This is a genomic window from Paractinoplanes rishiriensis, from assembly GCF_016862375.1.
Classification (GTDB): domain Bacteria; phylum Actinomycetota; class Actinomycetes; order Mycobacteriales; family Micromonosporaceae; genus Actinoplanes; species Actinoplanes rishiriensis.
In genome coordinates this window covers 39,618-62,930 of record NZ_BOMV01000053.1, presented here as the reverse complement: position 1 = coordinate 62,930, position 23,313 = coordinate 39,618, and the positions used below count along the sequence as shown (strand labels likewise).

General features: G+C 69.7%; 18 protein-coding genes and 1 tRNA gene. 3 read left to right on the top strand and 16 right to left on the bottom strand.

The window, feature by feature from the left end; all coding sequences use genetic code 11:
- Positions 1-106: 106 nt before the first annotated feature.
- The 10 genes from polA to Ari01nite_RS22075 form a co-directional block, all read right to left on the bottom strand.
- Positions 107-2,797 carry a DNA polymerase I gene (gene polA / locus Ari01nite_RS22120; RefSeq protein ID WP_203783389.1) on the bottom strand — a complete coding sequence of 897 codons (2,691 nt, stop codon included), beginning with the start codon at positions 2,795-2,797 and terminating at the stop codon, positions 107-109.
- 55 nt (positions 2,798-2,852) lie between these two features.
- Entirely contained in the window at positions 2,853-3,617 is a 765-nt protein-coding gene (locus Ari01nite_RS22115; RefSeq protein ID WP_275410862.1) for an amino acid ABC transporter ATP-binding protein, read from the bottom strand.
- A complete protein-coding gene (locus Ari01nite_RS22110; RefSeq protein ID WP_203783388.1) occupies positions 3,614-4,618 on the bottom strand; it encodes an amino acid ABC transporter permease in 1,005 nt (334 codons plus the stop codon). Before Ari01nite_RS22110 ends, Ari01nite_RS22115 begins: the two co-directional genes overlap by 4 nt.
- A 7-nt stretch (positions 4,619-4,625) precedes the next feature.
- On the bottom strand, positions 4,626-5,534 hold the full coding sequence (locus tag Ari01nite_RS22105; RefSeq protein WP_203783387.1) for an ABC transporter substrate-binding protein: 909 nt from the start codon (positions 5,532-5,534) through the stop codon (positions 4,626-4,628).
- Between the two features lie 37 nt (positions 5,535-5,571).
- On the bottom strand, positions 5,572-6,282 hold the full coding sequence (locus Ari01nite_RS22100; RefSeq protein ID WP_203783386.1) for an ABC transporter ATP-binding protein: 711 nt from the start codon (positions 6,280-6,282) through the stop codon (positions 5,572-5,574).
- The gene (locus tag Ari01nite_RS22095) at positions 6,272-7,177 is read right to left on the bottom strand and encodes an ABC transporter ATP-binding protein (protein WP_438872213.1); all 906 of its coding nucleotides are present in this window, start codon (positions 7,175-7,177) and stop codon (positions 6,272-6,274) included. The genes Ari01nite_RS22100 and Ari01nite_RS22095 overlap by 11 nt, the downstream gene beginning before the upstream one ends.
- Positions 7,164-8,231 (bottom strand): branched-chain amino acid ABC transporter permease, encoded by a 1,068-nt coding sequence (locus tag Ari01nite_RS22090; RefSeq protein ID WP_438872212.1) that lies wholly within the window; start codon positions 8,229-8,231, stop codon positions 7,164-7,166. The genes Ari01nite_RS22095 and Ari01nite_RS22090 overlap by 14 nt, the downstream gene beginning before the upstream one ends.
- Positions 8,232-8,287: 56 nt before the next feature.
- Positions 8,288-9,238: a branched-chain amino acid ABC transporter permease gene (locus Ari01nite_RS22085; protein ID WP_438872211.1), complete on the bottom strand. Its 951-nt coding sequence runs from the start codon at positions 9,236-9,238 to the stop codon at positions 8,288-8,290.
- 103 nt (positions 9,239-9,341) lie between these two features.
- Positions 9,342-10,505 carry a branched-chain amino acid ABC transporter substrate-binding protein gene (locus tag Ari01nite_RS22080; protein WP_203783385.1) on the bottom strand — a complete coding sequence of 388 codons (1,164 nt, stop codon included), beginning with the start codon at positions 10,503-10,505 and terminating at the stop codon, positions 9,342-9,344.
- 209 nt (positions 10,506-10,714) lie between these two features.
- Complete coding sequence (locus Ari01nite_RS22075) at positions 10,715-11,338, bottom strand: ANTAR domain-containing response regulator (protein WP_203783384.1); 624 nt, start codon at positions 11,336-11,338, stop codon at positions 10,715-10,717.
- Positions 11,339-11,482: 144 nt separating this feature from the next.
- On the opposite strand from Ari01nite_RS22075, the gene Ari01nite_RS22070 reads away from it, so the two are divergent.
- Positions 11,483-11,556: transfer RNA gene (locus Ari01nite_RS22070), tRNA-Leu, on the top strand.
- A 35-nt stretch (positions 11,557-11,591) separates the two neighbouring features.
- Complete coding sequence (locus Ari01nite_RS22065) at positions 11,592-12,338, top strand: helix-turn-helix domain-containing protein (RefSeq protein WP_239162908.1); 747 nt, start codon at positions 11,592-11,594, stop codon at positions 12,336-12,338.
- Here Ari01nite_RS22065 and Ari01nite_RS22060 read toward each other — a convergent pair.
- Positions 12,319-12,870: a hypothetical protein gene (locus Ari01nite_RS22060; protein WP_203783383.1), complete on the bottom strand. Its 552-nt coding sequence runs from the start codon at positions 12,868-12,870 to the stop codon at positions 12,319-12,321. The genes Ari01nite_RS22065 and Ari01nite_RS22060 overlap by 20 nt on opposite strands.
- A gap of 34 nt (positions 12,871-12,904) precedes the next feature.
- Positions 12,905-13,447 carry an RNA polymerase sigma factor gene (locus Ari01nite_RS22055; RefSeq protein ID WP_203783382.1) on the bottom strand — a complete coding sequence of 181 codons (543 nt, stop codon included), beginning with the start codon at positions 13,445-13,447 and terminating at the stop codon, positions 12,905-12,907.
- Between the two features lie 29 nt (positions 13,448-13,476).
- On the opposite strand from Ari01nite_RS22055, the gene Ari01nite_RS22050 reads away from it, so the two are divergent.
- Positions 13,477-14,397 (top strand): HdeD family acid-resistance protein, encoded by a 921-nt coding sequence (locus tag Ari01nite_RS22050; protein ID WP_239162907.1) that lies wholly within the window; start codon positions 13,477-13,479, stop codon positions 14,395-14,397.
- A 78-nt stretch (positions 14,398-14,475) separates the two neighbouring features.
- Here Ari01nite_RS22050 and Ari01nite_RS22045 read toward each other — a convergent pair whose 3' ends face one another.
- The 4 genes from Ari01nite_RS22045 to gltB form a co-directional block, all read right to left on the bottom strand.
- A complete protein-coding gene (locus Ari01nite_RS22045) occupies positions 14,476-15,366 on the bottom strand; it encodes an acyl-CoA thioesterase (RefSeq protein ID WP_203783399.1) in 891 nt (296 codons plus the stop codon).
- Entirely contained in the window at positions 15,363-16,799 is a 1,437-nt protein-coding gene (gene pyk, locus Ari01nite_RS22040; RefSeq protein ID WP_203783381.1) for a pyruvate kinase, read from the bottom strand. The genes Ari01nite_RS22045 and pyk overlap by 4 nt, the downstream gene beginning before the upstream one ends.
- Positions 16,800-17,091: 292 nt before the next feature.
- The gene (locus Ari01nite_RS22035; RefSeq protein WP_203783379.1) at positions 17,092-18,564 is read right to left on the bottom strand and encodes a glutamate synthase subunit beta; all 1,473 of its coding nucleotides are present in this window, start codon (positions 18,562-18,564) and stop codon (positions 17,092-17,094) included.
- On the bottom strand, positions 18,557-23,101 hold the full coding sequence (gene gltB, locus Ari01nite_RS22030) for a glutamate synthase large subunit (RefSeq protein WP_203783377.1): 4,545 nt from the start codon (positions 23,099-23,101) through the stop codon (positions 18,557-18,559). Before gltB ends, Ari01nite_RS22035 begins: the two co-directional genes overlap by 8 nt.
- Between the last annotated feature and the right edge of the window lie 212 nt (positions 23,102-23,313).

The following is a 23,313-nucleotide window of genomic DNA, read 5'->3' as shown; positions in this document are numbered from 1 at the left end:
GTGGGGTGGGGCCGCGCGTGGGGTGGGGCCGCGCGTGGGGTGGGGCCGCGCGTGGGGTGGGGCCGCGCGTGGGGTGGGGCCGCCCGCCTGTGGGCGGGCGCGGGGGTCAGTGGTCGGCGCCGTTCCAGTCGCGGCCGGAGCCTACGGAGACCTCCAAGGGGACGGACAAAGGGTGGGCGTTGCCCATTTCCTGGCGTACCAGGGACTCCAAGGGTTCGCGTTCGCCGGGGGCCACGTCGAAGACCAGTTCGTCGTGGACCTGGAGGAGCATGCGGGAGCGTAGGCCGGCGGTGCGGATGGCGGCGTCGACGCGGAGCATGGCTACCTTGATGATGTCGGCGGCTGAGCCCTGGATGGGGGCGTTCAGGGCCATGCGCTCGGCCATCTCGCGGCGCTGGCGGTTGTCGCTGGAGAGGTCGGGCAGGTAGCGGCGGCGGCCCAGGATCGTGGCCGTGTAGCCGTCCTGCATGGCGCGGCGGACCACGGCCTGGAGGTAGTCGCGGACGCCGCCGAAGCGTTCGAAGTATTCGCCCATCAGGGTCTTGGCCTCGTCGACCGAGATGCTCAGCTGGTTGGACAGGCCGAACGCGGACAGGCCGTAGGCGAGGCCGTAGTTCATCGCCTTGATTTTGCGGCGCTGGTCGGGGACGACCTCCTCGACCGGGACGTGGAAGACCGAGGACGCCGTCGCCGCGTGGAAGTCGAACGCCGAGTTGAACGCCGCGATCAGCGCCTCGTCGCCGGACAGGTGCGCCATGATGCGCATCTCGATCTGGCTGTAGTCGGCGGTCATCAGCTGCTCGAAGCCGTCACCCACCACGAAGGCCCGCCGGATGCGCCGGCCCTCCTCGGTGCGGATCGGGATGTTCTGCAGGTTGGGGTCGGTGGACGAGAGCCGCCCGGTGGCCGCCACGGTCTGGTTGAACGTGGTGTGGATGCGGCCGTCGTCGGACACCGACTTGAGCAGGCCGTCGACCGTGGACTTGAGTTTGGCCACGTCACGGTGCCGCAGCAGGTGTTCCAGCAGCGGGTCGCCGGTCTGCGCGAACAGGCTCTGCAGGGCGTCGGCGTCGGTCGTGTACCCGGATTTGATCCGCTTGGTCTTGGGCAGGTTGCGCTCGGTGAACAGGATCTCCTGGAGCTGCTTGGGCGAGCCCAGATTGAACTCCCGCCCGACCACCTCGTGCGCCGCCTGCTGGGCCGCCTTGACCTCGGCCGCGAAGTGCGCCTCGAGTTCGGAGAGGTAGTGGGTGTCGGCCTCGATGCCCAGGTGTTCCATCTCGGCCAGCACCCGCGACAGCGGCTGCTCGACCTCGGTGAGCAGGGTCTGCGAGGCGCCGTCGTCGCGGGACAGCTCTTCGGTGAGCACGTCGGCCAGGTCGAGCGTGGCCCGGGCGCGCAGCATCAGGTTTTCCTCGGCGGCACCGTCGTCACCGAGGCCGTCGAAGGTGAGCTGGCCGTTGTCGGGTTCCTCGACCCGCAGCTCGCGCTTGAGGTAGCGCAGCGCCAGGTCGGTCAGGTCGTACGCCCGCTGGTCGGGTTTGGCGAGGTAGGCCGCGAGGGCGGTGTCGACCCGGACGCCGTCCAGTTGCCAGCCGTGCGCCCGCATGGCCAGCAGCGCCGGCTTGGCGTCGTGCACCACCTTGGGCCGGTCGGGGTCGGCCAGCCAGGCCGCCACCGCCGTCTCGTCGGCCTGGTCGAGTGCGGCCGGGTCGAACCACGCGGCCGGGCCGTCGCCGGTGGACACCGCGAGGCCGGTGAGCGTGCCGGTGCCGCGGCCGAACGTGCCGGTGACCGCGACGCCGAGCGGGGCCTCGCGGGCGTGCTCGGCGAGCCAGCCGGCCACCTCTCCGGAGCGCAGCACCTGGCCGGCGATGTCGAAGCCGGACTCGGCCTCGGGCTCGACCGCCTCGAGGTAGGAGTAGAGGCGCTCGCGCAGCACCCGGAACTCGAGGGCGTCGAAGACCTGGTGCACGGCCTCGCGGTCCCAGCCGTGCCAGCGCACGTCCTCGGGGCGCAGCGGCAGCTCGAGGTCGGTGACCAGCGCGTTGAGGTCGTAGTTGCGCAGCACCTCGGCCAGGTGGGTGCGCAGGTTGTCGCCGGCCTTGCCCTTGATCTTGTCGGCGTTGGCCACGATGCCGTCGAGACCGCCGAACTCGTTGATCCATTTCGCGGCCGTCTTGTCGCCGACGCCGGGCACCCCGGTCAGGTTGTCGCTGGTCTCGCCGACCAGCGCGGCCTTGTCGCGGTAGCGCTCGGGGCGTACGAAGTATTTCGTCTCGATCGCGTCCGGGGTCATCCGCCAGACCTCGGAGACGCCGCGGACCGGGTAGAGGATCGTGACGTGCTCGCCGGCCAGCTGGAACGCGTCGCGGTCGCCGGTGGAGATGACCACCTCGAAGCCGGCGTCGCGAGCCTGGCAGGACAGCGTGGCGATCACGTCGTCGGCCTCGTAGCCGGCCTTTTCGACGACCGGGATGCGCAGCGCCTCGAGGATCTCCTTGATCAGGCTGACCTGGCCCTGGAACGGCGCCGGGGTCTCCGACCGGCCGGCCTTGTATTCCGCGTATTTCTCGGTGCGGAAGCTGTGCCGGGAGACGTCGAACGCGACGACGATGTGCGTCGGTTTTTCGTCGCGCAGCATGTTGATCAGCATGGAGGTGAAGCCGAACACCGCGTTGGTGTGCTGCCCCGTCTGGGTGCTGAAGTTTTCCACCGGCAGCGCGAAATAGGCCCGGTAGGCCAGTGAGTGGCCGTCGAGCAGCAGCAAACGGGGGGTCTGGGCGTCGTCGCTCACGTCAGGGAACTCTAGACCCGGGGTACGACAGGAATGGTGCCGACCCCTGTCCGTTTTACAGCACTTTGCTCAGAAATGCCCTGGTTCGTTCCTGCTGCGGGTTGCTGAGCACCTCGGCCGGGGCGCCCTGTTCGACCACCACGCCGCCGTCCATGAAGACCACCGAGTCGCCGACCTCGCGGGCGAAACCGATCTCGTGGGTCACCACCACCATGGTCATCCCGTCCCGGGCCAGGTCCTTCATCACGTCCAGGACCTCGCCGACCAGTTCCGGGTCGAGCGCGCTGGTCGGCTCGTCGAACAGCATCAGCTTGGGCCGCATGGCCAGCGCCCGGGCGATCGCCACCCGCTGCTGCTGGCCGCCGGAGAGCTGCCCCGGATAGTTCGTGACCTTGTCACCCAGGCCGACCCGCTCGAGCAGGGCCACGGCGCGGTCGCGTACCTCGGACTTGGTCTCTTTTTTGACTTTGCACGGCGCCTCCATGACGTTCTGCAGCACCGTCATGTGCGGAAACAGGTTGAACCGCTGGAACACCATGCCGATCGCGCGCCGCTGCCGGGCCACGTCCCGGTCCTTCATCTCGTGCAGCTTGCCGCCGCGCTCGTGGTAGCCGATCAGCTCGCCGGCCACGAAGATCTTGCCGGCGTTGATCTTTTCGAGGTGGTTGACGCAGCGCAGGAACGTCGACTTCCCGGACCCCGAAGGGCCGAGGACGCAGCACACCTCGCCGGACCGGACGACCAGGTCGATGCCCTTGAGCACCTCAAGCGAGCCGAACGACTTGTGCACGTCGTCGGCGCGTACCATCTCCTCGGTCATGTCGCCCCACTCTCCGGTGTGATCCGCCCACCCTGCTCGACCTGGATGTCCCGCAGCCGCTGGCGGGCCCGCCCGGTGGCACCGTATCCCTTGCTGAAATGCCGCTCCACGAAGAACTGGGCGGCCATCAGGACGGTGCAGATGATCAGATACCAGATCACCGCGGCCACCAGCACCGGGAACACCACGAAGGTGCGCGCCTTGATCGCGTTGAGCTGGAAGAACAGCTCGATGCTGAGCGGCACGAACGCCACCAGCGAGGTGTCCTTCACCATCGCGATGACCTCGTTGCCGGTGGGCGGCACGATCACCCGCATCGCCTGCGGCAGCACCACCCGGCGCAGTACCTGCGAACGGGACAGGCCCAGCGCGACCGCCGCCTCGGACTGCCCGGGGTCGATCGACTGGATGCCGGCCCGCACGATCTCGGCCATGTACGCGGCCTCGGACAGGCCCAGCGCCAGCATGCCGGCCACGAAACCGGCCAGCAGGTCGCTGGCCCGGATGCTGTAGAACTGCGCGTTCAGGTCGTCGATGCCGAACAGCCGGCCGATCTGCTGGTCGAACGGCAGGCCGAAGCCAATCCGGTCCCACAGGATGTTCAGGTTGCCGAACAGCACGCACAGCACCAGCCGCGGCACCGCCCGGAAGAACCAGGTGTAGCCGAACGCGACCGCGCGCAGGATCGGGTTGTCCGACAGCCGCATGATCGCGATGATCACGCCGAGCACGATGCCGATCAGCATCGACCAGACGGTCAGCAGGAGCGTGCCGCGCAGTCCCGCGAGCACCGGCTCGGTGAACATCACGCCGCGCTTGCCGGGCTCGTAGGACAGGAAGATGAAGCTCCACCGGAACTGCTCGTTGGTGAGCAGCACGTGCAGGAACATCGCGGTCAGCACGCCGAGGACCGCGATCGTCAGCCAGCGGCCGGGGTGCCGCACGGGCACGGCCCTGATGGGTTCAGGCCGTGCCCGTGCGGTCTCTGTCTGTTCGGACATCCCGCGGTCAGACCGTCGGGTTCACCGCGGGGTCGGTGATGCCGCCCGCCTCGACGCCCCACTTGGCCAGGATCGTCTTGTACGAGCCGTCGGCGATCAGCGCCGCCAGCGCGCCCTCGATCGCCGCGCCCATGGTGTCCGCCTGGTCCTTGGGCAGCACGTACCCGTACGGCGCCGAGTCGTAGATGTCGCCGACGAGGGCCAGCTGGCCGTTGGTCTGCTTCACCGCGTACGCGCAGATCGGCGAGTCGGCCAGCATCGCCTCGTCCTTGCCGGTCACCACCGCGTTGGTGGCGTCGCTCTGCGCCTGGTACTGGTCGATCGTGATGGCCGGCTTGCCCGCGTCGGTGCATTTCTTGGACCGGGCCGTCAGGTCGTCGACCTGCACGGTCGCGGTCTGCACCGCGATCTTCTTGCCGCAGGCGTCGTCGATGTTGACGGTGGCGCCGGCCTTGGCCGCCCACTGGGTGCCGGCCTGGAAGTAGGACACCATGGTGGTCTCCTTCATCCGCTCCGCGTTCACCGTGAACGAGGACACGCCGACGTTGTACTTCTTGCTGGTCACGCCGGGGATGATCGCGTCGAACGAGGCGGGCTGCCACTCGGTGGTCAGGCCGAGCTTCTGGGCCACCGCGTTGAACAGGTCGACGTCGAAGCCGATGACCGTCTTGCCGTCGGCGTCCAGGAACTCGTTGGGCGCGTACGTGGCATCGGTGCCCACGATCAGCTTGCCGGCCGCCTTGATGTCGGCCGGCACCTTGTCGGCCAGGCCGGTGTCGGCCGAGGCGGTGGTGACCGGGCTGCCGCCGGTGCCGGTGCTGCCGGTCTCCGAACCGCAGGCCGCCATCGAGGTGGTCAGCGCCGCCGCGAGGGCCAGTCCGAGGATCGCCCGCCGGCCAGGGGTGGTGCGGAACATGCGATGTCTCCTCACAGAGAGGTGTGTTTCAAAGGGGTTAGGCGACGCCCAGGTAGGCGTCCTTGACCGCCGGGTCGTGCAGCAGTTCGGACCCGCTGCCCTCCTTGACGATCCGGCCGGTCTCCAGAACGTACGCCCGATGCGCCCGGGAGAGCGCCTGCTGCGCGTTCTGCTCCACCAGCAGCACGGTCGTGCCCTGCTGGTTGATTTCGACGATGATGTCGAAGATCTGCTGAATCAGCTTGGGCGCCAGACCCATCGACGGCTCGTCGAGCAGCAGCAGCTTGGGCCGGCTCATCAGCGCCCGGCCGACCGCGAGCATCTGCTGCTCGCCGCCGGACAGGGTGCCGCCGGACTGCCGCTCCCGCTCCTTGAGCCGCGGAAACAGGCCGAACACCCGCTGCAGGTCGGAGTCGACCTCGGTGCGGACCTTGCGGGTGTACGCGCCCATCTCCAGGTTTTCCCGCACCGTCATGCCCGGGAACACGCCCCGGCCCTCCGGCGACTGCGAGACGCCCCGGACGACCCGCAGGTCGGCCCGCATCTTGGTGATGTCCTGCCCGTCGAAGTGGATCTTCCCCGACGCCACCGGCCGCAACCCGGAGATGGCCCGCATCGTGGTCGACTTCCCGGCGCCGTTCGCGCCGATCAGGGCCACGATCTCGCCCTGGTCCACGGTCAGGCTGATGCCGTGCAGCGCCTGGATCCGGCCGTACTCCAGGGTCACGTCGGACAACTCAAGCAGCATCGGTCGGCACCCCCAGGTAAGCGGCGATGACGGCCGGGTCGTCCCGCACCTCGGCGGGCGTGCCCTCGGCGATCTTCTTGCCGAACTCCAGTACCACGATCCGGTCGGTGACGCCCATGACCAGGCGCATGTCGTGCTCGATCAGCAGCACCGTCACCCCGGTGTCGCGGATCTTGCGGATCAGGTTGAGCAGTTCGACCTTCTCCGCCGGGTTGAAGCCGGCCGCCGGCTCGTCCAGGCACAGCAGCTTCGGCTCGGTGGCCAGCGCCCGGGCGATCTCGAGCCGTCGCTGCTCGCCGTAGGCCAGGCTGCGGGCCAGTTCGCCGGCCCGCCCCTCGATGCCGACCAGCGACAGCAGTCCCATCGCCTTCTCCCGGGCCGCCCGCTCCTCCAGCGTGTGCCGGGACAAACCAAAAAACCTTTGGCCGGTACGGCGTAACTGCTGCAACGCCCGGGCGGCGCCCCCGGTCGCGGTGATCTCGGTCCGTTCCTCCGGCTTCACCGGCACCCGGTAGGTGCGGAACAGCGCGCCGACCACGCTGGTCTTGTGCCGGGCGTCCGCGCCCACCAGCACGTTCTCCAGCGCCGTCATCTCCGGGAACAGACGGATGTTCTGGAACGTCCGCGCGATACCCATCCGGGTGATCTGGTGACGCTTGCGCCCCACCAGTCGTTGACCACTGAGGCGGATTGCGCCCGCCGACGGCCGGGCCACGCCGGTGATCGCGTTGAAGCAGGTGGTCTTGCCCGCGCCGTTCGGGCCGATCAGGCCGAGGATCTCGCCCTCGTACATGGTGAAATCGACGCCGTTGAGCGCCACCACACCGCCGAAGCGGATGGTGACGTTGTCGACCTCCAGCAGCGGCGTCTTGCCCGTCAGCTCACTCAACGACAGTCGCCTCCTTCGCCCGATCCTTGAGTTCGACAGTGCGCCGCCGGCTCGGCAGCAGGCCCTGCGGCCGGAAGATGGTCATCACGATCAGCGCCAGGCCGAAGATCAGCAGCCGGTAGTCGGCGAACTCGCGGAACCGCTCCGGCAGGTAGGCCAGCAGGATCGCGCCGAGCGCCACCCCCAGCTGGTTGCCGGCGCCGCCGATGACCACGGCCGCCACCCACAGGATCGAGGTGAACAGGTCGAAGCCCTGAGCGTTGATGAACGTCTGTTTGCTGAAGAACAACGCGCCGGACAGGCCGCCCAGCGCCGCACCGATGGCGAACGCCCACAGCTTGTACTTGAAGGTCGGCACGCCCATCACCTCGGCGGCCTCCTCGTCCTCGCGGATCGCCAGCCACGACCGGCCGACCCGGGAACGCTCCAGCCGCCGCACGCCGAGCATGCAGATGACGACCAGGGTCAGCGCCAGCCAGTAGTACCCGAGCACCGCCGAGACGCTGAAGATCGGCCGGCCCGCGGTCGCCCCCGGGAACCAGTCCATCCAGGCCGGCCACAGCGCCTCGGCCGGCGGCGGGACCGCATTGATACCCCGGTTGCCGTTGGTGATGTCCGAGTTCAGCGCGAACACCCGGATGATCTCACCGAAGCCGAGCGTCACGATCGCCAGATAGTCGCCGCGCAGCCGCAGCGTCGGCCAGCCCAGGATCAGGCCGGACACCATCGTCACCGCGATCGCGATCGGGATGCACACCACCCACGGGTACTTCACCACCACTGGCGAGTTCGGCGAGCCCAGAATGGCCACGGTGTAGGCGCCGACCGCATAGAATCCGATGTAGCCCAGATCCAGCAGGCCGGCCAGACCGATCACCACGTTCAGGCCGACGGCCACCAGCACATACACGGCACACAGGAAAAGCACCGAGGTGAAATCCGTGTCCGGGGTGGTCAGCAGCGGCAGTTCCAGGCCGGGCAGCGAATACAGCAGCACCAGGAAGGCGCCGATCGCGCCGATCCGCCACGCCCGCGGCAGATCCGACCAGCGGTCCCGCAATCCGGTGACCGCCCGCAACCGGCCGTTGTCGGCCTTCCGCAAGGATTCAATTACGCTCACGCGCGCGCCTTCCCCAGCGATTCACCCAGCAGACCGGTCGGGCGGAACAGCAGCACCACGACCAGCACGATGAAGGCGACGACGTCCATCCACTCGTTGCCCCAGATGCCGGCGCCGTAGTTCTCCACCACGCCCAGCAGCAGCCCGCCCAGCAGCGCGCCGCGCAGGTTGCCGATGCCGCCCAGCACGGCCGCGGTGAAGGCCTTGATACCGATCAGAAAGCCGACCGAGTACGTGGTCAGGCCGACCTTGATGTCATAGAGGACCGACGCGGCGCCGGCCATCATGCCGCCCACCACGAAAATCAGCATGATGACGCGGTCCTTGTTGACGCCCATCAGCGCGGCGACGTCCGGGTTCTGCGCCACCGCACGCACCCCACGGCCCAGCCGGGTGCGGTTGATGAACACGTCCAGGATCACCATCATCGCCAGCGCACTGAACAGAATGCCCAGTTGGAGGTTCGTGATGTTGGCACCGAACAGGGTGAACTGGGTCTTCGGCTGGACCAGGCTGGGCATGCCCCGCGGCTGCCGGCCGGTCAGCACGCCGACGGTCTCGAACAACGCCACCGAGGCGCCGATCGCACTGATCAGGAAGATCAGGAAGGGCGCGTTGCGCTTCCGCAGCGGCCGGTAGGCCAGCCGTTCCACCACCAGGGCGGTAGCCCCGGAAGCCGCCCCCGACGCGACGATGGCCACCAGGATCAGACCGATGACACCGAACGTGCCCGGGGCCGACGCACCCACATCGAAACCCAGGGCGGCCCAGACGATCGCCGTGGTGAAGGTGCCGATCATGAAAACTTCGGAGTGCGCGAAGTTGATCAGCCGGAGGACACCGTAGACGAGCGTGTAGCCGAGCGCGACAAGAGCGTAAATGGACCCTTGGGTAAGGCCCGTGACGGTGAGCGCCATGAAATTGTCGCCCAGGAATTCGAAGTTCAAAGCTACTCCAGCGCAGACATGCACACAGGCCGCGCGGCCGGAAGCGAAGCTTCCGACCGCACGAATCCGTAGCGTGGCGAACTAGGGAAAAGCCCCCCGAGAACTAGCTCTTCGGGGTCTCCTCGACCGCCACGATCTGGCCGCCCTTCACCGTGTAGGCCCAGACCGCCACCGACTCCGGCGCGATCTCGCCGTTCTCCTGGAACTTGAAGGTGGTGGTGACGCCCTGGCCGGTGTAGCCGTCGACGAAGGTCTCCAGCTTCTCCCGCGTGGTGTTACCGGCCTTGATGCCGGCCAGCAGGATGTTCGCCGCGTCGAACGCCTCGGCGGAGTAGGTGCTGGCGTCCCGGCCGGTCGCCGTCTTGTAGTCGGCCGCGAACGTGCCGCCCGCCTTCTCCGGCGGAACACACGGGCAGGTCAGGATCGCGCCCTCGGCGCTGGCCGCTCCCGCGCCGTCGACGAAGGCCTGGTCCTTCACGCCGTCGCCGGCGATGAACTTGGCCTTGCCGCCCGCGTCGCGGAACTGCTTGATGAACGGCGCGGCCTCGCGCAGGTAGCCACCCCAGAAGATCGAGTCGGCGCCGGACGCGTTCACCTCGGTCACGAGCGCACCGAAGTCGGTCTGCTGCTCCTTGACCACGGCCGACTTGACCACGGCCGAGCCCAGCGTCTGCTTCACCTGGTCGGCGAGGCCCTTGCCGTACTCGGAGGCGTCGTCGATGACGAAGACCTTCTGGACCTTCATCACGGACTTCATGTAGTTGGCCGCGCCCGGGCCCTGCGACGCGTCGTTGCCCAGACCGCGGTGGAAGGTCTTGTCACCCTGCGTCGCCAGCGCCGGGTTGGTCGCGGACGGCGTGATGATGACCACGCCCTCCTTGCTCAGGATCGGGTTGGCGACCTTCGACTCGCCGGAGAACGCCGGGCCGACGGTGCCGAGGATCTTCGCGTCCTGCACGACCGCGGTCGCCAGACCGGAAGCCTGGGCCGGGTCGCCGGCCGAGTCCTTCTCGACCAGTTCCACGGTGCAGTTGGCGTTGGCCTTGTTGTATTGATCCACAGCGAGCTTGGCGCCGTCTCGGATGTTGATGCCGAGTTGAGCGTTACCGCCGGTCAGCGCGCCGAAGAATGCGATCTTGTAGCCGCAGTCGGAAGCCGTTCCGGTGCCGCCGCCGCCGTCGCCGTCGTCGCTGGCACAAGCGGCCGCGCCGGCGAGCAGCCCGATCATGGCTACCCCGCTGATGGCTCGTGCGAGAACCTGCCTCAAGGTTGGAACCCCTCCTCCAAACGAACCCACCGAGCCACCGCAGGCCGATTGGCACTTGCGTGCACGCACGACCACACTGCGCCCGTCATGGGGCCGGACGCTATCCCAGAATGCGGGCTCCCCAAAAGACTTCGATCAGGCTTTCATCGAACCGTTACGTGCGATGACTCCAGCCTGATGAGGGGTGTTACAAACGCACTACGCCAAGATCAACTAGTGGGCTGCTGGGCGCCGCCCGCCTCCTGACCCTCCGCGAGGATCCGGTCCGCCACCTCACGCATCGTCATCCGGTGATCCATTGCGGTCCGCTGGATCCACTTGAACGCCTGCGGCTCGGTCATCTGGTATTTCGTCATCAGCTCGCCCTTGGCGCGCTCCACCGACTTGCGCGTCTCCAGCCGCTCGGACAAACCGGCGACCTCCGACTCCAGGACGGCGATCTCCGAATACCGGGAGAGCGCGATCTCGATGGCCGGCACCAGGTCGGATTTCTGGAACGGCTTGACCAGATAGGCCATCGCCCCGGCGGCCCGGGCCCGCTCCACCAGATCACGCTGGCTGAACGCGGTCAGGATCACCACCGGCGCGATCCGCCCGCCGGCGATCCGCTCAGCGGCCGCCAGCCCATCCATGATCGGCATCTTGATGTCGAGGATGACCAGGTCCGGGCGAAGGTCCTCGGCCAGGCGCACGGCGGTCTCGCCGTCACCGGCCTCCCCCACCACGTCGTAGCCCTCCTCGACCAGCATCTCGGCCAGGTCCAGGCGGATGAGGGCCTCGTCCTCGGCGATCAAGACCCGCTTGCGCTCGGCACCAGCCTGCGTGTCGGCCACGGAACCCTTACCCCCAACACTCCCGAAGTTGCGACACCCCGGTATGTGGGTGTCGCCGCCCTAAGCGTAGTAGGTAGGCTGTCGGAAGCTCGTCCCGGCGGGACCAACCCGATGAGGGTGAACCAGTGGTGACCGAGCGAGCCGGCCCCTGTATTCCAACCGGCAGAGAAGATGGTCTCAAACACCATACAGTGTGGGTTCGAATCCCACCGGGGGCACAAGAATTGTCATACCCCTCCGCCACCATTTGGTTGTGCATCCGCCACACCTCCGGGAAAAAGCGCTCCAGTTGCACGCCGCCGGCGTGCCATTCAGTGAAATCTGCCGCCGGCTGAGGTTGTCGCGCAACACGATCGCCTGCTGGCTCTACAAGCGGCGCACCGCGGCCTCGAAGACCGACACCCGATACCCGCGCTGCGATCACCCCCGGCGCAAGATCGACGACGCCCGGTCCTATGCCTACCTCCTCGGGCAGTACCTCGGCGACGGCCACCTGTTGACCACGCAGCGCGTGCCGCTCCTGACGGTCACCTGCGACGTGCGCCACCCCGGGCTCATTCACGAGATCTCACACGCCATGGAGGCCTGCGGCGCGAGGACGGTCGGTTATCAGGAGCGCGTCGGCTGCATGTGCGTCCGGGCGCATTGGAAACATTGGCCCTGCCTGATCCCGCAACACGGGCCTGGTGTGAAGCATCGTCGAAAAATCCAATTGACGGATTGGCAACAGGAAGTGGTGCACGGCGAGCCGGAGCGATTTCTGCGCGGCCTGTTCCACTCCGACGGCAGCCGATTCACCAATCGTGTCCTCCGGAACGGCAAGCACTACGCCTACCCGCGTTACACCTTTGTTAACGAATCCACCGACATCATGCTCCTCTGCCGGAGCTCGTTGGATCAGCTCGGCATCGCGTGGCGGATGGCTCGATCGAACACCCTGTCCGTCGCGCGCCGGGAGGCCGTCGCCCGCCTCGATCGGTTCATCGGCCCGAAGTGGTGATTTTGATCTCCAGCTCGGCGCAGAACCTGCCCACCCGGTCCTCGCCACCGGCCGCCGCGACCAGCCCGCTGCTTTCCGCGCTGCTCATCGGCCTTCGTCCGCGCCACGCCTCGCACCAGGTCAGCGCCGTGACGCTCGGCGCCGGCGTCGGTGACGGCCGGGTGCCGACCTGGTGGGGGCCCGTTCTCGGCGCTGGTATGCCCAGCGCCGAGAACAGGCGGTGCGCGTGCTGCTGGGCTTCCCGGGGGAGGTTGCCGGCGCGGGCCGCGCCCCCGAGCGCAACGAGAGCCAGCGCGACCGCCACCGGGATGGCGGCGGCCGCGCTGCGCGCGCTCCTGGGAGTTGGGGCAGCACGTCGGCGGTGCGCGGTCCAGGCGGCGACCGCGGCCTTCTCGCCAGCGAGTTCCTTCGACGTTGCCGGTGCTCGTGCGGCGTCGAGGAGGTGTCGCAGGCCGGGATGGCCGGGGTGGTCGCCGGCGACCAGTCGGTCGGCGTCGGCGGGGCCGATCCGCTGGATTCGCCGGGTGCGCATCGCTTGTAGGAGAGCGCGCGGGGACCTCATTCCGTTACACCCTCTCTCGGACCTGGGGATGTTTGGCGAGGCGGCGCAGCCCGCGCATGGTGGCGATGCGCACGGCGCCGGGACGTTTGCCCAGGATGTGGGCGGTGGTGGCGACGTCGAGCCCGGCCACGACCCGGAGCATGACGGCTTCGGCCTGGTCGGGTGGCAGGGTGGCGATGACGGTCAGGGCCCAGGTGGTGCCCTCGCCCTCCAGGGCGCCGGTGGCGGCGTCGGGTGCGGCGGGTGGCGGCGCCGACGGGGTGCTGCGGCGGGTGCGGCGGCGTTCGTCGTGGGCGCGGTGCCGGGCGATGCGGAACAGCCAGCCGCGGAAAGCGCCCAGGTCGCCGTGGAATCCGTGCAGGTCGCGGATGACGTGCAGCCAGGTTTCGCTGGCCACGTCCTCGGCGTGCTCGCCGATGACGACGTAGAGGTAGCGCAGCACGGCGGGCTGGTGGTGGCGCCAGAGGGCGGCGTAGCCGTGCCGGTCGCCGGCTTGGGCGGCGGTGAGGGCGGCGTCGAGGTCGGCGGGTGCGGTGGGGGTACGCACCCCCGGACTACTACCCGGATGCGGCTGGGATGGAACTGGGAATCTGCGCGAACGCCGGGCCGGTGCGGGGTGCGGATGCTGTCATGGCAGGGACACCTTCGGCTGGAGGCCTAATGTTGTGGTCCGGTTCTGCCCCCCTGACCGTCGTTCGCGACACGATGTGGGGGTTTCTCCTGTTCGCCGGTGTGGCCTGGCTGGCGATCGCGTGGAGTGTGCTGCGGCTGGAGCCGACCGACCTGGTGGGTGTGGCGGGGCCGATGGTCCTGTTCGGGGCGTTGTGCGAGGGGGTCCGGGCGCTGGCGGGTACGCGTACCTGGTGGTTGAACGCGGGTACCGGGGTGCTGTTCGCGATCACGGGTGTGCTGATCCTGGCGAATCCGGGTTCGAGTTTTGCGAACACGGCCGCGCTGGTGGGCTGGTACCTGATGGTGCGCGGCGGCCTGGACGTGGCGGTGTCGACGATGAACCGGGGCACCGACCGCACCTGGGGGCTGATGATGGCGCTCGGGGTGGCGCAGGCCGGTTTGGGGTTTTACGCGTCAGGGCCGTTGGCGCGCTCGGCCGACCCGATCATCCTGCTGCTGGGCGGTCTCGCCGTGCTGCGCGGAGTGGCGGATCTGGTGACGGCGCTGCGGTTGCGCGAGGTGTCGGGCGTACGGGCTGATGTTTTGCAGTTGTCGCCGGAGCGGGCGGATGGCGTTGCCGGGTACTCGGCGGGCCTGACCGATTTCGAGGAGGAGCCGGCGCATGCGCGGCACCGGGCCGAGACGGCGGCGCCGGACACGTTCCACGACGAGGTGGTGCGGCGCACGCGCGACCTGGACGAGATGATCGCACAGGCGGGAGTGACCGGCACGACCGAGGGCGCGCACCGCATTCCGGACAATCTTCCCCCGGCGCCGGACACGCCGGAGGGTGCGGCCGCGGAGGCCGCGGACAAGCATCGCTGAGTCGCCGTCCCCGGGCCCCGTCCGGGTGTGATCGGGAGTCCGGCCAGTCGCCGGGCCGGGATCACACCGGGCGGGGCTCTACTGTTTGCGCTCGCCGATGCGGCGCAGCAGGCCCTCCTGCCCGGCGCTGGCGATGTGCCGGCCGTCGCGGGTGAACATGCGGCCCATGGCGAGGCCGCGGCTGCCGCTGGCCGACGGGCTGGTGCAGTCGTAAAGGAACCACTCGTCGGCGCGGAACGGGCGGTGCAGCCAGAGCGCGTGGTCGAGGCTGGCCCCGATGACGCCGCCCGGTCCCCAGACCTCGCCGTGCACCGACAGCACCGAGTCGAGCAGCGACAGGTCGGAGGCGTAGGTCAGGGCGCAGGCGTGGATGAGCGGGTCGTCCGGCAGCGTGCCGTTGATCCGCATCCAGACGCGCTGTTCCTCGCTGGCCACCCGGTCGCCGGGCGGCACCCAGCCGGGCACGCCGACGTAACGGACGTCGACGGCCTGCGGTGCGGACGCGAAGATGCCGGCCCGGCTCGGGTAGCGCTGCACCCAGTCGAGCATGGTGGGCACGTCGTCCGGTCCGGGCACGTCGTCGAGGGGTGCCGGCGAGTGGTGGTCGAGCCCTTCCTCGCGGACCTGGAAGGACGCCGACATGAAGAAGATCGTCTTGCCGTGCTGCTGGGCGGTGGACCGGCGGACCGAGAAGGACCGGCCGTCGCGGATGGTCTCCACCTGGAACCGGATCGGTTCGGTCGGGTCGCCGGGGCGCACGAAGTAGCCGTGCAGGGAGTGCACGAACCGGTCCCGTTCGACGGTGCGGCCGGCCGCGACCAGGGCCTGGCCGGCGACCTGGCCGCCGAAGACCCGCTGGGCGCCGGTCTGCGGGCTCTCGCCGACGAACGCGGCCGCGTCGACCTGCTCCAGGTCGAGAACCTCGAGGAGCTGGTCGACGGCGGCCTGTCCGAAGAGCGGCAACGTCAGTCCGTCGCGGTGTCGGCGAGCGAACCGATCTGGTGCACGCGCAGCGTGTTGGTGGAGCCGGGGGCGTTCGGCGGGGAGCCGGCCACGACCACCACGTACTCGCCGGGCTTGGCCAGGCCGAGGCCCAGCATCTTGGCGTCGACCTGCGCGAACATCTCGTCGGTGTGCTGCACGAAGTCGGTGAGGAAGGCTTCCACGCCCCAGCTCAGGGCCAGCTGGTCGCGCACCTCGGGGACCGGGGTGAACGCGTACAGCGGCAGGTCGCAGTGCAGCCGGGAGAGCCGCCGCACGGTGTCGCCGGTCTGCGAGAACGCGACCAGGGCCTTGGCGCCGATGTTGCGGGCGATCTGCGACGCGGCCACGGTGAGCGCGCCGCCGTGGGTGCGCGGGTCGTGCTGGAGCCGCGGCACCGGGATCGAGCCGGCCTCGGTGGTGGAGACGATCTTGGCCATGGTGCTGACCGTGAGCACCGGGTATTTGCCGACGGACGTCTCGCCGGAGAGCATCACGGCGTCGGTGCCGTCGAGCACCGCGTTGGCCACGTCGGAGGCCTCGGCGCGGGTCGGCCGCGAGTTTTCGATCATCGATTCGAGCATCTGGGTCGCCACGATGACCGGCTTGGCGTTTTCCCGGCACAGCTGCACGGCCCGCTTCTGCACCAGCGGCACCTGGTCGAGCGGCAGTTCGACGCCGAGGTCGCCGCGGGCCACCATGATGCCGTCGAAGGACAGCACGATCTGCTCGAGGTGGTCGACCGCCTCGGGCTTCTCCACCTTGGCGATGACCGGGACGTGCCGGCCCTCCTCGGCCATGATGCTGTGCACGAGCTTGATGTCGTCGGGCGAGCGGACGAACGACAGCGCGATCAGGTCGACGCCCAGCTGCAGCGCGAAGCGCAGGTCCTGCTCGTCCTTGTCGCTGAGGGCCGGGACGCTGACCGCCACGTTGGGCAGCGAGACGCCCTTGTTGTTGCTGACCGGGCCGCCCTCGATGACCAGGCAGCGGATGTCGGGCCCGTCGACCGCGGCGACCTCGACCGCCACCTTGCCGTCGTCGATGAGCAGCCGGTCGCCGACCTTTACCTCGTGCGGCAGCTTGGTGTAGGTGCAGGAGACCCGGTCCGGGGTGCCGAGCACGTCGTCGCTGGTGATGGTGACGAGGTCGCCGGTGTTCCACACGTGCGGCCCGTTCGCGAACTTGCCCAGCCGGATCTTGGGACCCTGCAGGTCGGCGAGCACGGCGACGGCCCGGCCGGTCTGCTTCGCGGCCTCGCGGACCAGCCCGTACACCTTCTGGTGGTCGTCGTGGCTGCCGTGGCTGAAGTTCATGCGGGCCACGTCCATGCCCGCCTCGACGAGCCCCAGCATGCGCTCCGCGGACGCGGTGGCGGGGCCCATGGTGCAAACGATCTTTACGCGGCGTGTCACGGCCATCAGGCTAGTCTCTCTCTCGGTTCGGCCCGGCAGCCGACCCCCGTCGGCGGGGTGAACGGCGTCTGTCTGGCGACAACGAGGCCTCCCCACCCGGGGGGTGGGCGCGCTGCGTCGTCGGGCGGGCTTCAGCGACCGCGGGCAACAGCTTATCGGGAGGCTTACGCCGGGTGCGGCGACAACCCCCTATCCGGTACGCGACGGCACCGTCGACCACCGGAAACACGCCGCGGCCCGCCGCGGCGACGCGGCGGGCCGGGTGGGTACTGCCGTAACGCGACTCTCGCGTGAGTGGTCACACGCCCAGCGGCTGCGCCCCGGCCGGCACCGGCGCCGGGAGATCGCCGGCCGCGCCCAGGTAATCGTGGACGGCGGCCGCCGCGGACCGGCCCTCGGCAATCGCCCACACGATCAGCGAGGCGCCGCGGTGCATGTCGCCGGCCACGAACACGCCGTCAGCGGTGGTCTGCCACCGGGCGTCGGCGTCGAGCACGCCGCGCCGGTTGCGGGTGATGCCGAACTGCTCGAGCAGCGGCTGCTGCTCGGTACCCTCGAAGCCGATGGCCAGCAGCACCAGGTCGGCGCGCAGGTCGCGCTCCGAACCGGGGGTGACGGTGACCGTGCGGACCCCGTCGATGCGCTCGACCACCACGTCGGCGACGCGCACCGCGTGGACGTTGCCGTTGCCGTCGTCGACGAACTCCTGGACGGCGACGCCGAACACCCGGTCGCCGCCCTCCTCGTGCGCCGGGTAGTTGCGCAGGATGACCGGCCAGGTCGGCCACGGGTGCCGCTCGGCGGCGCGCACCTCGGGCGGCAGCGGGTACTGGTCGAGCTGGATCACGTTGGCCGCGCCCTGCCGGTGCGCGACGCCGAGGCAGTCCGCGCCGGTGTCGCCGCCGCCGATGATCACCACGTGCTTGCCTGCGGCGTCGATCGGGGTGCTGTCCTGCAGGCCGGCGACGACCCGGTTGGCCGGCACCAGGTGGTCCATGGCCAGGTGCACGCCGTTGAGCCGGCGGCCCGGCGTTTCGGTGGCGTCCCGGCCGGCCAGCGCGCCGGCGGCCAGCAGCACCGCGTCGAAACGCTCGCGCAGGTCGTCGGCCGTGATGTCGACGCCCACGTTGACGCCGGTCTCGAAGACCACGCCCTCGGCCGACATCTGGGCCAGCCGGGCGTCCACCACGTTCTTCTCGATCTTGAAGTCCGGGATGCCGTAGCGGAGCAGGCCGCCGATCCGGTCGTCGCGCTCGAAGACCGTGACCGCGTGCCCGGCCCGGGCCAGCTGCTGCGCGGCGGCCAGGCCGGCCGGGCCGGAACCGACCACCGCGACCCGCCGGCCGGTCGGCGCCGGGGCCGGCTGCGGCCGGACATAGCCCAGGTCGAACGCGTGGTTGGCGATCTCGACCTCGACCTGCTTGATGGTCACCGGGTCGTCGGAGATGCCCAGCACGCAGGCCGCCTCGCACGGCGCCGGGCACAGCCGCCCGGTGAACTCCGGGAAGTTGTTGGTGGCGTGCAGCGACTCGGCCGCCGCCTGCCAGGCCCCGGTGCGCACCAGGTCGTTCCAGTCCGGGATGCGGTTGCCCAGCGGGCAGCCCTCGTGACAGAACGGGATGCCGCAGTCCATGCACCGGGTGGCCTGGTCGCGGATGAGCTCCTCGCCGGCCGGCGGGTACACCTCCCGCCAGTCCCGGATGCGCACCGGCACCGGGCGGCGCTTGGGCAGCTGCCGCTCGTACCGCAGAAAGCCGTTCGGATCAGGCACCCTTGACCCCCATGACCGCCTCGTCCACATTGCGACCGGCGGCTTCGGCGGTCCTGATCAGCTCCATCACACGCTTGTAGTCGCGCGGCACCACCGCGGTGAACCGCCCGACCGCGGCCGGCCAGTCGGCCAGCAGCTTCTCGGCCACCGCCGAGCCGGTCTCGTCCAGGTGCTTGTGCACCAGGGCGCGCAGCGTCTGCTGCTCGTCGGCGGTCAGCGGGGCCAGGTCGACCAGTTCCGGGTTGACCCGGGTGGGCAGCAGGTCGAGCACGAACGCGGTGCCGCCGCTCATGCCGGCCGCGAAGTTGCGCCCGGTCGGGCCGAGCACCACCACGGTGCCGCCGGTCATGTACTCGCAGCCGTGGTCGCCCACGCCCTCGACGACCGCGACGCCGCCGGAGTTGCGCACCGCGAACCGCTCACCGGCCCGGCCGCGCAGGAACACCTCACCGGCGGTCGCCCCGTACAGGATGGTGTTGCCGGCGATGATGTTGTCCTCGGCGACGAACGGCGCGCGCTCGTCGGGCCGCACCACGACCCGGCCCCCGGACAGCCCCTTGGCCACGTAGTCGTTGGTGTCGCCGATCAGCCGCAGCGTGACACCGCGCGGCAGGAACGCACCGAACGACTGCCCGGCGGTGCCTTGCAGGGTGAACGTGATGGTGTCGTCGGGCAGGCCGGCACCGCCGAACCGCCGGGTCACCTCGCCGCCCAGCATGGCGCCCACGCTGCGGTGGTCGTTGCGCACCGGCAGCACCTCGTCGACCTTGTCGCCGCCGCTCAGCGCGGGCTCGGCCAGCTTGAGCAGCCGGTTGTCGAGGGCCTTGTCGAGGCCGTGGTCCTGGGCCACGATGCCGCGCCGGGCCGCCCCCTCGGGCAGTTCCGGCACGAACAGGATCGGCGCCAGGTCGAGGCCCTTGGCCTTCCAGTGGTCGACCGCCTTGCGCACGTTGAGCACCTCGGCGTGGCCGATCGCCTCGTCGATGCTGCGGAAGCCCAGCTGCGCGAGGTATTCGCGCACCTCCTCGGCGAGGAAGAGGAAGAAGTTCTCGACGAACTCGGGCTTGCCGGTGAAGCGCTCGCGCAGCACCGGGTTCTGCGTGGCGATGCCGACCGGGCAGGTGTCCAGGTGGCAGACCCGCATCATGATGCAGCCCGAGACGATCAGCGGCGCCGTGGCGAAACCGAACTCCTCGGCGCCGAGCAGCGCCGCGATCACCACGTCCCGGCCGGTCTTGAGCTGGCCGTCGACCTGCACGGTGACCCGGTCGCGCAGCTTGTTGAGCAGCAGCGTCTGCTGCGCCTCGGCCAGGCCCAGCTCCCACGGGGAACCGGCATGCTTGAGCGAGTTCAGCGGGGATGCACCGGTGCCGCCGTCGTGCCCGGAGATCAGGATGACGTCGGCCTTGAGCTTCGCGACGCCGGCCGCGACCGTGCCCACGCCGATCTCGCTGACCAGCTTGACGTGCACCCGGGACTGCGGGTTGACGTTCTTGAGGTCGTGGACCAGCTGGGCCAGGTCCTCGATCGAGTAGATGTCGTGGTGCGGCGGCGGCGAGATGAGGCCGACGCCCGGGGTGGCGTGCCGGGTCTTCGCGATCCACGGCCACACCTTGTTGCCGGGCAGCTGGCCGCCCTCGCCGGGCTTCGCGCCCTGCGCCATCTTGATCTGCAGGTCGTCCGCGTTCACCAGGTATTCGCTGGTCACGCCGAACCGGCCGGAGGCGATCTGCTTCACCGCCGAGCGGCGCAGCGGGTCGTAGAGCCGGTCGACGTCCTCGCCGCCCTCCCCGGTGTTCGACTTGCCGCCGAGACGGTTCATCGCGATGGCCAGCGTCTCGTGCGACTCCGCCGAGATCGAGCCGTACGACATGGCGCCGGTGGCGAACCGCTTGACGATCTCGCTGGCCGGCTCCACCTCCTCCAGCGGCACCGGGGTGCGGTTCTTCTTGAACTCGAACAGCCCGCGCAGCGACCCGGCCTCGGCGGCCAGACCGTCCACCTTCTCGGTGTACTTGCGGTAGACGTCGTACTGCTTGGAGCGGGTGGCGTGCTGGAGCAGGAACACCGTCTCGGGGTTGAACAGGTGCAGCTCCCCCTCGCGGCGCCACTGGTATTCGCCGCCCACCTCGAGCCGGCGGTGCGCCCGCTCGGCCGGGTTCTGCGGGTACGCCTTCTCGTGCCGCGCCTTGACCTCGGCGTGGATCTCGGCCAGCCCGGAGCCGCCGATCCGGCCCGAGGTGCCGGCGAAATACCGCTGCAGCAGCTTGTTGTCGAGGCCGACGGCCTCGAACACCTGCGCGCCGCAGTAAGAGGACACGGTCGAGATGCCCATCTTCGACATGATCTTGAGGACGCCCTTGCCGAGCGCCTTCACGTAGTTGCGCACCGCCACCCGCGGGTCCAGCCCGGCGAGCGGGCCGGTGGTGATCAGGTCGTCGACCGACTCGAACGCCAGATAGGGGTTGACGGCGGCTGCGCCGTACCCGATCAGCACCGCGGCGTGGTGCACCTCGCGGCAGTCACCCGACTCCACCACCAGGGCCACCTGGGTGCGGGTCTGCTCGCGCACCAGGTGCTGGTGCACCGCGGCGGTGAGCAGCAGCGACGGGATCGGCGCCAGGTCGGCGTTGGAGTCCCGGTCGGACAGCACCAGGATCCGCACGCCGTCCTCGATGGCCTCGGACACGTGCCGGCAGATCTGGGTGAGCCGCGCCTTGATCCCGGCCGCGCCGTCGCGCAGCGGATAGAGCCCGCTGACCCGGACCGCCTTGAACCCGGGCAGGTCGCCGTCCTCGTCGATGGACAGCAGCTTGGCCAGCTCGTCGTTGTCGATGATCGGGTAGGGCAGTACCACCTGCCGGCAGGACGCCGGCCCCGGGGCGAGCAGGTTGCCCTCCGGGCCGATGGTGGTGGCCAGACTGGTGACCAGTTCCTCCCGGATGGCGTCCAGCGGCGGGTTGGTGACCTGCGCGAACAGCTGGTGGAAGTAGTCGAACAGCAGCCGCGGCCGGGTGGACAGCGGCGAGATCGGCGTGTCGGTGCCCATCGATCCGAGCGGCTCGGCACCGGTGCGCGCCATCGGCGCCACCAGGATCTTGAGCTCCTCCTCGGAGTAGCCGAACACCTGCTGGCGCCGGGTCACCGAGTCGTGGGTGTAGATGACGTGCTCGCGCGGCGGCAGGTCGGCCAGGTTGATCAGCCCGGCGTGCAGCCACTCGTCGTACGGCTCGGCGGCGGCCAGCTCGGCCTTGATCTCGTCGTCGTGCACGATCCGCCCCGAGGCGGTGTCCACCAGGAACATCTTGCCCGGCTGGAGGCGGCCCTTGGCCACCACGGTCGCCGGGTCGAGGTCGAGCACGCCCGCCTCGGAACCCAGCACCACGAGGCCGTCCGCGGTGTGCCACCAGCGCCCCGGCCGCAGGCCGTTGCGGTCGAGCACCGCGCCGATCTCGGTGCCGTCGGTGAACGCCACCGCGGCCGGGCCGTCCCACGGCTCCATCAGCGAGGCGTGGAAGCGGTAGAACGAGCGCCGCTTCGGCTCCATGCCCGGGTCGTTCTCCCACGCCTCCGGGATCATCATGAGCATCGCGTGCGGCAGGCTGCGCCCGGCCAGGTGCAGCAGCTCGAGCACCTCGTCGAAGCTGGCCGAGTCGGACGCCTCCGGCGTGTTGATCGGGAACAGCCGCTTGATTTTGCCCGGCAGCACCGTGGACTGCAGCAGCGCCTCGCGGGCCGCCATCCAGTTCTTGTTGCCCCGGATCGTGTTGATCTCGCCGTTGTGCGCGATGAACCGGTACGGGTGGGCCAGCGGCCAGGCCGGGAACGTGTTGGTGGCGAACCGCGAGTGCACCAGGGCGATCGCGCTGGCCACCCGCTCGTCGGTCAGGTCCGGGAAGAACTCCGGCAACTGGTCCGGGGTGAGCATGCCCTTGTACGTGATGGTGCGCGAGGACAGCGACGGGAAGTAGGCCCCGATGCCGCGCTGCGTCGTCTCCCGCTCGGCCTGCTTGCGGATGCAGAACGCGACCCGGTCCAGCTCGATGCCGTGCAGCGCCGCGCCGGCCGGCCCGGCGGGCGAGCCGGTGAGCCGGTGAGCGGCCAGGAAGACCTGCTTGATCGCCGGGCGGGCGTCCTCGGCGGTCTGGCCGAGCCCGTCGGCCACCACCGGCACGTCCCGCCAGCCCAGCACCTCGCCGCCCTCGACCAGGGCGTACTTCTCAATGACCTTGACGGCCCGCGCCGCGTCGCCCGCGTCGGTCGGCAGGAACACCAGCCCCGTGGCGTAGAAACCGGCCTCGGGCAGCGGCACGTCGAGAACCGCGCGGTAGAACGCGTCCGGGACCTGAAGCATGATCCCGGCGCCGTCGCCGGTGTTGTACTCGGCGCCGCGGGCGCCCCGGTGGTCGAGGCGGATCAGCGCCGACAGGCCCTTGGCGACCACATCATGGGAGCGGCGTCCGTGCAGGTCGGCCACGAAGGCTACACCGCAGGCGTCGCGCTCCTGCTGAGGGTCGTACAGCCCACGGTTTGGCATTTTGTTTTCCGCCGCGGGTTGGTTCGGTCCCTGGGGGTGCGGATATGCCACCGGGCCTCCTGTCGTCGCTTGGTGTTTGTATCCAGGTCGGGACGACGTCGGCCCTGCAAAGTCTCTAGAGTCTACGTTAGCGGGCACCGATCTCCGCCAGTTCGGATGGATCACACTTGCACCGGGACGAAACAGCCGTCCCAGCCCCATCAGGTAGGGCC

What these genes read in the sequence shown, in the direction of transcription:
- Ari01nite_RS22115 (WP_275410862.1), bottom strand. Translation starts at nt 3,617, where the DNA reads ATGACCGAGGAGATGGTACGCGCCGACGACGTGCACAAGTCGTTCGGC.
- Ari01nite_RS22110 (WP_203783388.1), bottom strand. Translation starts at nt 4,618, where the DNA reads ATGTCCGAACAGACAGAGACCGCACGGGCACGGCCTGAACCCATCAGG.
- Ari01nite_RS22105 (WP_203783387.1), bottom strand. Translation starts at nt 5,534, where the DNA reads ATGTTCCGCACCACCCCTGGCCGGCGGGCGATCCTCGGACTGGCCCTC.
- Ari01nite_RS22100 (WP_203783386.1), bottom strand. Translation starts at nt 6,282, where the DNA reads ATGCTGCTTGAGTTGTCCGACGTGACCCTGGAGTACGGCCGGATCCAG.
- Ari01nite_RS22060 (WP_203783383.1), bottom strand. Translation starts at nt 12,870, where the DNA reads ATGCGCACCCGGCGAATCCAGCGGATCGGCCCCGCCGACGCCGACCGA.
- Ari01nite_RS22050 (WP_239162907.1), top strand. Translation starts at nt 13,477, where the DNA reads ATGGAACTGGGAATCTGCGCGAACGCCGGGCCGGTGCGGGGTGCGGAT.
- pyk (WP_203783381.1), bottom strand. Translation starts at nt 16,799, where the DNA reads ATGGCCGTGACACGCCGCGTAAAGATCGTTTGCACCATGGGCCCCGCC.
- gltB (WP_203783377.1), bottom strand. Translation starts at nt 23,101, where the DNA reads ATGCCAAACCGTGGGCTGTACGACCCTCAGCAGGAGCGCGACGCCTGC.